Source organism: uncultured Gimesia sp. (genome assembly GCF_937919775.1).
In the GTDB taxonomy this organism is placed as follows: Bacteria; Planctomycetota; Planctomycetia; order Planctomycetales; family Planctomycetaceae; genus Gimesia.
Genome location: NZ_CALFPF010000115.1, coordinates 1 through 7,135, shown reverse-complemented (window position 1 = coordinate 7,135; position 7,135 = coordinate 1). Strand labels below are relative to the sequence as shown.

Annotated in this window: 5 protein-coding genes; 1 reads left to right on the top strand and 4 read right to left on the bottom strand. The window is 49.0% G+C overall.

Translation table 11 applies throughout. From position 1 onward, the window contains the following. A partial coding sequence (locus Q0294_RS03105) for a HEAT repeat domain-containing protein (protein ID WP_299460814.1) occupies positions 1 to 1,724 on the bottom strand: 1,724 nt, incomplete at its 3' end. Positions 1,725 to 2,346: 622 nt separating this feature from the next. On the opposite strand from Q0294_RS03105, the gene Q0294_RS03100 reads away from it, so the two are divergent. Further along, entirely contained in the window at positions 2,347 to 3,048 is a 702-nt protein-coding gene (locus Q0294_RS03100; protein ID WP_299460812.1) for a prolyl oligopeptidase family serine peptidase, read from the top strand. 14 nt (positions 3,049 to 3,062) lie between these two features. Here the strand turns inward: Q0294_RS03100 and Q0294_RS03095 are convergent, their stop codons facing one another. The 3 genes from Q0294_RS03095 to Q0294_RS03085 form a co-directional block, all read right to left on the bottom strand. Beyond that, a complete protein-coding gene (locus Q0294_RS03095; RefSeq protein WP_299460810.1) occupies positions 3,063 to 3,989 on the bottom strand; it encodes an ABC transporter ATP-binding protein in 927 nt (308 codons plus the stop codon). After that, positions 3,986 to 6,301 carry a hypothetical protein gene (locus Q0294_RS03090; RefSeq protein WP_299460808.1) on the bottom strand — a complete coding sequence of 772 codons (2,316 nt, stop codon included), beginning with the start codon at positions 6,299 to 6,301 and terminating at the stop codon, positions 3,986 to 3,988. Before Q0294_RS03090 ends, Q0294_RS03095 begins: the two co-directional genes overlap by 4 nt. 204 nt (positions 6,302 to 6,505) lie before the next feature. Further along, positions 6,506 to 7,135: dienelactone hydrolase family protein (locus Q0294_RS03085; protein WP_299460806.1), on the bottom strand; the 630-nt coding region annotated here is incomplete at its 5' end.

Here is a 7,135-nt window from a genome sequence, read left to right as displayed (position 1 = left end):
CTGCTGTCGATTTCACGCGACGTTTGCAAGCCGTGTTGCATCAGTTGCTCCCATAATCCACCGGGAAGCTGTTCTGTTCGAGCCAGTTCCCGGACAGCGGTAATTCTTTCAGATTTAGGGGCTTCGATGGAAATGGAACCCCCGACTCCGGTGCGATTGACCAACTGGATGACACTTTTTCGCCGCGTTTTATAAACGCCTTCCTGGATTCCTTCCAGTAGAAGCGGTATGGCGAGTTCATCAGGCCACTCCGAGATGGATTCAACCACCGCGAGTTGAACTTCCGGACTGCGGTCGTTGATGAGTGATCGCAGTAAAAGGGTTGATTCCGGAGAAGCAGTCCCGCCTAAGCCTTCTGCAACAGCACGGCGGACGGACGAAGCCCCATCATCTTTCAGAGGGGCCAGGTAGTGTGCCCCAAAGGGAATCAGTCCTCGAACAGCTGAAATCCGTGAACTTTCCTGAGGACGCGCTGCCTGCTCCTGAAGTAGTACCAGTGCCTGCTCAGTTCCCAGAACTCCCAAATGTTCAATCGCTTTGTTTTGAACCTGAAGATCGGCATCAGTCAGCTGGGATGTGAGAATCGCTTCCGCATCAGGATGGCGAACCAGGGCGGCCCAGTAACCAAAATTCCAGCGCATGACAGAGTCTGTATCCCAGCGAACCTGCATGATATTTGCAGGCCACGCCGACGCTTCAAATTCCCGGGCTTGCATGTGATCCGGATTCGTGTGCGAGAATTGATTCTGTTCCGCATAAAACCAGAGTCCGTGTATGATGCAGGCATCCATGGCTGCCCGACGCAGGGTTTTAGGAGGGACTGCTGTGTTGTCGCTGACATCCAGAGATTGTTCCAACGAGGGGATTTCTGCGGGCGGAAGGAAACGGGCCAGACCTCGATAGAGTTCGCCGCGTAATTCGATTGAGATGTCAGGGCGTTGCAGTAATTGCGTGAGCTTGTTTTTTGTCTGGAAGGGGATGGCATTCGCCCGTGAGAGCACCAGGCAGATACCATTGATGGCGGCATGTTTCATCGCCGGCGAAATGGGAATCATTTCGGGCTTGGATTTGTCTTTTTCTGACTTCTGACCGGGGAGAAGTATTTCACGGTTTTTTGTTTTGGGAACGGCATCAGAAGCTGAGGGATCATAAGCGAGATTTTCGTGGACGACTTTATCGAGTATCGGAAGTGCCTCCAGCGCGGTCGTGGGAGCCAGGGTTGCCCAGAGGATGGCAGCGTTCCAGCCCGCGAGAGAATCCCATTCTGAAAGCTGTTTTAATGCCGCCATTTTTCCCGGCGGTTCAGCTGAACTGGTTTTCGATGGTGAATCCTGAAAACCGGTTCTCACGAAAAAATCCTGCAACGTATTAAACGACCAGTTTTCGTGCTGCTTGTTTTCTTTTTCGCTGAGTCGATCTGATTTGAGCTCTGATTTCGATTCTGGACTCTTGCTTTCAGTCGCAGGTGTGTCTGTTTTTTTCTCCGCTGACTGCGGTGCCAATTCTGGTTTTTCCGTGACGGTCGAATCTGCCAGTAATTTTTTCTCCTGCAACGATCCAAATACCCAGCGATGCGCATTCATCGAAGATGTGACATCATCCGGCGTGTGGTCCTGAAGAGTTTTCCATTCCTGATAGGCAGACCAGTGATGGTTTTGAATCCACAAATCCTGGGACAGATAAACGTGGAGCGCTTCCAGTTCCTGCGGCACTCGTTTTGACACTTTTTCTTTCAGTGTCATACTCATTTGAGTCTGTCGAACGTTCTGGAGCAGACTCTTTTGACAGCCGGCAGGAATCGCGCAGCACAGCATGCAAACAGCCCAAAACGTATTTCGTAAGAGACGTTTCAATGCTGCCGGTTGTGTAGGCAAATCGTATCCGCAATCAGGGGCAGAACGCATTGGAGAATAGATGTGATCAATTGAAAGAATGGGAAGGTGAGAAAGAGAGATTTGAGAGACGGACTTTATCAAAAAGTGGATCAGGACAGAAGAGCATTCTGAGAAGAACGAAGGGGCTGCCCGATTCAATTTTGATACTCACCATGGAGTGAAGCCGTTTCTTTTTCCAGTTTATGCAAATTATCACGGATTCAGAGAATGTGGGTGTACATGTGGTGTTTTTACCGTTCGAATGTATTTGCATGGCTTGAAGTCTGATTAATCGTCTGTCATGCTCATGTCCTATTTTGCTCAAATTTCCAAGGACAACATTTCAAATACGGGGAGTACGAAACAGATGTTGCGAAAAATGATACCGGGATCATTGGTCCTGCTCGTTCTTATTTGCGTCACGACCGTTCAGAGTGAGGTAAAGGCTCAATCTGGAAAGCAGGAGGCGGCCGTGCTCAATACGACGATTCCCGTAAAAATGAACTACCTGATTTATTTGCCTGAAGATTATGAGCAAAAGGATAAGTGGCCTTTGCTGCTGTTTTTGCACGGTGCCGGCGAAAGAGGAGAGGATCTGGATCTGGTGACGGTACACGGACCGCCTAAGCTGGTCAAAAACGGTAAACAATTTCCATTTATTGTTGTCTCGCCGCAATGTCCCAAGGATCAACTCTGGCAACCGGTTGAATTGACCGCATTGTTGAATGAGATCGAAAAGAAATATCGCGTCGATCAAGACCGTATTTATGTTTCGGGATTAAGCATGGGCGGTTTTGGAACCTGGTCTCTGGCAGCTTACACGCCTTACCGGTTTGCAGCTCTGGTCCCGATTTGCGGCGGGGGAGAAAAGTTCTGGGTCAAAAAAGTCAAGCATGTCCCCATTTGGGTGTTTCACGGAGCAAAAGACACAGCGGTACGGCTGGAGCGTTCGCAAACACTGGTTGATGAACTGAAAAAAGCGAACGCGGATATCAGCTTCACAGTTTACCCGGAAGCCAGCCACGATTCATGGACCGAAACTTATAATAATCCGAAAGTCTATGAATGGCTTTTACAGCAAAAAAAGAAACCGGAGTCAGAGGTCAAAGCGGCTGAACAAAAAGAGGAAGAAGATCGCAAAGCAAAACGGGCCGCTGCCAAAAAGGAAAAATAAAACAACAGGCAGAATTACTGGACCAGGCCTTTGGTCAATTCCATGAATGCCGTCTCCAGGTTGGTTTCCTCTTCGCGGAACAGGGAAAGCTTGAACCCTTCAGTGATTAAAATCGTGGGAATGAAGGTGTAGTCCAGTACGTCGTTCTGCAGTGTGACCAGCATCACGTTTTTCTGGATGTCAATTTTTGAAACCAGTTCATGAGATTCAAGCAGGGCTGCGGCTTTTTCTGTATTCTCGTTCACAGCAACGTGTAACAGAATCCGCTGCCTTGCTTTTTTCATAACTTCGTCAACCTTACCGTCGACGATTAAATTTCCTTTTTCAATCATGCCGACGCGCGTGCAGACATCTGCCAGTTCGGGCAGAATATGGCTGGAGACAATCACGGTTTTCTTCAATTCTCCCAAGCGCTTCAGCAGGTTTCGAATTTCAATCCGCGCACGTGGGTCCAGACCGCTGGCCGGTTCATCCAGTAAGAGCACTTGAGGCTCGTGCAGCAGAACACGCGCCAGGCCGATGCGTTGCGTTTGCCCGCGGGAAAGCTGGTTGACCATCGCGTCCCGTTTGAAACTCATGTCGACCAGTTCCAGTTTTTCCTCGCAGATTTTGCGACGTTGCGGGCCTTTAATTCGATAGGCGGATGCAAAAAATTCGAGATACTCCAGCACGGTCATGTCATCGTAAACGCCGAAAAAGTCGGGCATGAATCCGACAAGTCGTCTAATTTCTTCCGGATGGGTATAGATGGAGATTCCGCAAACGTAGGCTTCCCCATAATCGGGGCTGAGCAGTGTGGCGAGCATCCGCATCGTGGTTGTTTTACCGGAACCGTTGGGACCAATAAAACCAAAGACATCTCCTTCTCCCAGAGTCAGGTTGATGTTATTGACGGCAATCAGGTCGCCATAGCGTTTGGTTAAATTGCGTGTTTCAATCACTCGTTATCGCTCCCGGAAGGTGAATCCTTCTGATCTTGCGGCTGTTTGTCTTTGTCTTCGTCTTTCAACGAAGGTAATTCATATTGAATGTCAGTTGATTTTTTGACGGGGATCACCACTCTGATATAGGTGGTCTGGTTTTCCTGGTCGAGTTTTTGATCATCCAGCAGAACCTGGCTGAGCGGTCTGTCCAGTCTGGCAAATAAAACGGCTCTGCCCAGGCGTAATTGTTCGGAAAGATCCAGTTGTTCGGAAGAAATATTGGAAAGACCGGTATAGCCAAATCCTCCCGACATTTCATGATAAGTCAAGATTTTCAGAATTTCATACACGTTTTTGGAGAAGGGGTTATAGTCGGTCTGTACCGTTACCACAGTCGCGTTGAGCTGCCCTTTTTGTTCGATTCGTCGAGAGACAGCACGGGTCAGATAACCTTTGATGTTACGTGATTCAACTCGGGGGCCGTTAATATTCCAGACTTGAGTCGAGGGAATGAAAGAATCTTCGAGATGCTCCGGATCGACAATCGGCAGATAAATACGATTGCCATAGGCCAGCACCCAGTCTTTCAGAGGGCCGGCAAAACGATGTGTCAGATTACCCGAAAGCTGGCCTAAACTATTGCCGGTCAGGTTGGATAAAATCAGTTCCGGTTGTTGTTGCGTCCATTCTGCCATGAGGCTTTTCGTTCCCCATTTCAGAATTGGCAGATTCTTGATGGACTTTGACTGATCGGAAAACTGGTAGGCAGGCCCCGTCAATGTTCCTTCGGCAGATCGATACATGCCGGCGAACGTGGTTTCCGGTAACCCGTTCCAGCAGAGGTGCGTCGGAAAGTATTCATTCGAAGTTGCTTCTCCCGGACTCGTTGATTGCACATCAACCTGGTAGCGGCGGGTTTCCGGACTGTAAAGATTGAGATAAAAGCGACCGCGCAACTGGCCTTCAGTGGCATCGTAGTCAACGAGATTGAGTTGTGTTGCCTGAAATCGATCGCCATTATCTGTTTGTGCTGTCGTGACTCCCCAGACTGCAGCGAGCGAGACCATAACAGGGAAAGTGATCCAGGTGATGTGCGGCTTTTTCAAAATGCGATGCACCAGAAAATAATCAAGCGGACCAATCAGCAGGAGATAAAAAAGAATCAGCCCCATCACCCACCAGTGGGAAGGTCGCTCTACTTCCGGGAAATTCTGCTGAGAATGAAAAATTTGCGTTTCAAGCTCAGAGATGCCGGTCTGAGAAATCCGCTTTCCGAGGACGGTATTCTGTTGCTGTGTGGAAAGCGACTGCTTCGTTCTGGTCGCCAGTTTGGGACAGAGATTCTTTAAGCCTTCCCAGTTGACAAGGGGGCTGGTTTTTAAATCCAATGCCAGAAACGTGACGACACCCAGCCCAAACGGGACTCGGACCAGCAGTGGCCCGTCCAGCGAAGATGCCAGCACTTCTCCCGATTTGATTTCAATGCGGGAAGCAGTGGCCACTCCCCGAATGCGAGAACGTACCGCAGTATACAGTTCCAGGCTGCTTAATTCACGCACCTGATATTTGCCGAGGATCTTGACCGGAACCCATTTGGAAAGCTCGCTTTGCTGATATGCTTCGATGTCATCACCAACGCAAACGACAAGATGACCTCCATTCACGACCCAGTCTCGAATCGCCTCGTTTTTTTCGATGCTGACGGGATATTCGGAATCAACGACTAAACTATCAAGCGAGTCATATCCATAAGCGGTTTCTGGCAGGAGTGACTGGTCGGAGATCAAAGCTGTGAACTGGTTGAGATCGTAATCAATCGATTCGGGCTGGGTCGATGAGACAGAATCAAAGCCGGGGATGGTGCCGATCGTGGCCCAGAGTTCGACCGCCTGCTTTAATCCGATACCCTTAAACTGATTACGTGCAGACTGGGGAGAATAGGAGATTTCCCGCACAATGGATTGCGTTTGTGCGTCACGCAGTCTGATTTTCAAAGGGCTGTCGAGCAGACCCGCTTTAAATTGGGAATGAAGTTGATAAGTACCCGGCTCTGGGAAGCGATAAACGTCAGAAGGAACTTCCGTCGGATTACCATCGGGAGACAGGGAAACCACAGAGAGCTGCAGTTCCAGCGGCTCATTTGTCGTTAACTCAACAGTCACCGGAACCCAGCGTCCCACTTTATAGAGACCATCAAATCCCACTTGAATCTGTTTGACTTCAAAGGGTTTTGCATCCTCTTCTGCTGCAAAGGAAAACTGGCTGGCGTGGAGCACAATCAGCAGCAGTGAGAAGATCGTGTTGAGTTGGGACAAAAGAAATGATTTCATGCGTTTATTTTCTGATTCCATCAGTTCAAACGTTTCGTCCGGAATCAGTTTCGGTAGTGACAGTGTGCTTTATTTCGAAGTGAGTTCGAATTGCAGTAAATGAATAAATACAGATATATCTTGGTATTATGTCCTGAGCCGGGACAAGGCTCAATGCTTTGCCCTTACAAATCAAGGGTTTCCGCGGATTAACATGTTCTTAACTCATTGTGAATTCGTCAGTTCAGCTAGCAGCGCTCCAAATTTCACCAAAGCAATATCGGGTATGGTGTGAGGGCCCATAAATTCGGAAAAGTCGACTTCAAATCCATTTTGTTCAAACATCTCTTTTAGCCAGATGGCCCCTTCAAAGGGGAGCAGGGGATCCTGTCTGCCATGACTCAGTAAAAAAGGGAACTTTTCGGATTTTTCTGCCAGCGATGTCCATCTTTGTTCACATAATAATGTTCCGGACCAGATGACCAGGGCAGCCGGCGGTTGCGGGAGATTTAAGGCGATCTCGATTGAGATCATCGAGCCCTGTGAAAAACCGGCCAGCACAAATTTGGAGAGGGGTAATTCGGATTCCTTTTGCAGGGCGTCAATAAATTCTCGCAATTTTTGAGCTGCTTCTAATAGTCCATCGGGAGTTTTGTTTCGCTGGTCCCGAATTTTTCCCGATTCGATTGCGGCATTCAGCTCCGCCACATCCAGCATCCACCAGGCGCGACCGCCGGGAATACCCATTTCGATTAAAGAGATGGGAGCTGCGGGAAAAACAAAGCGGACCTGTCCTGATAATTCCGGGTTTCTGCTCAGTATTTCAGGTCCGAATGGGACCAGGTCGTCACCCGG

What these genes read in the sequence shown, in the direction of transcription:
- Q0294_RS03090 (WP_299460808.1), bottom strand. Translation starts at nt 6,301, where the DNA reads ATGAAATCATTTCTTTTGTCCCAACTCAACACGATCTTCTCACTGCTG.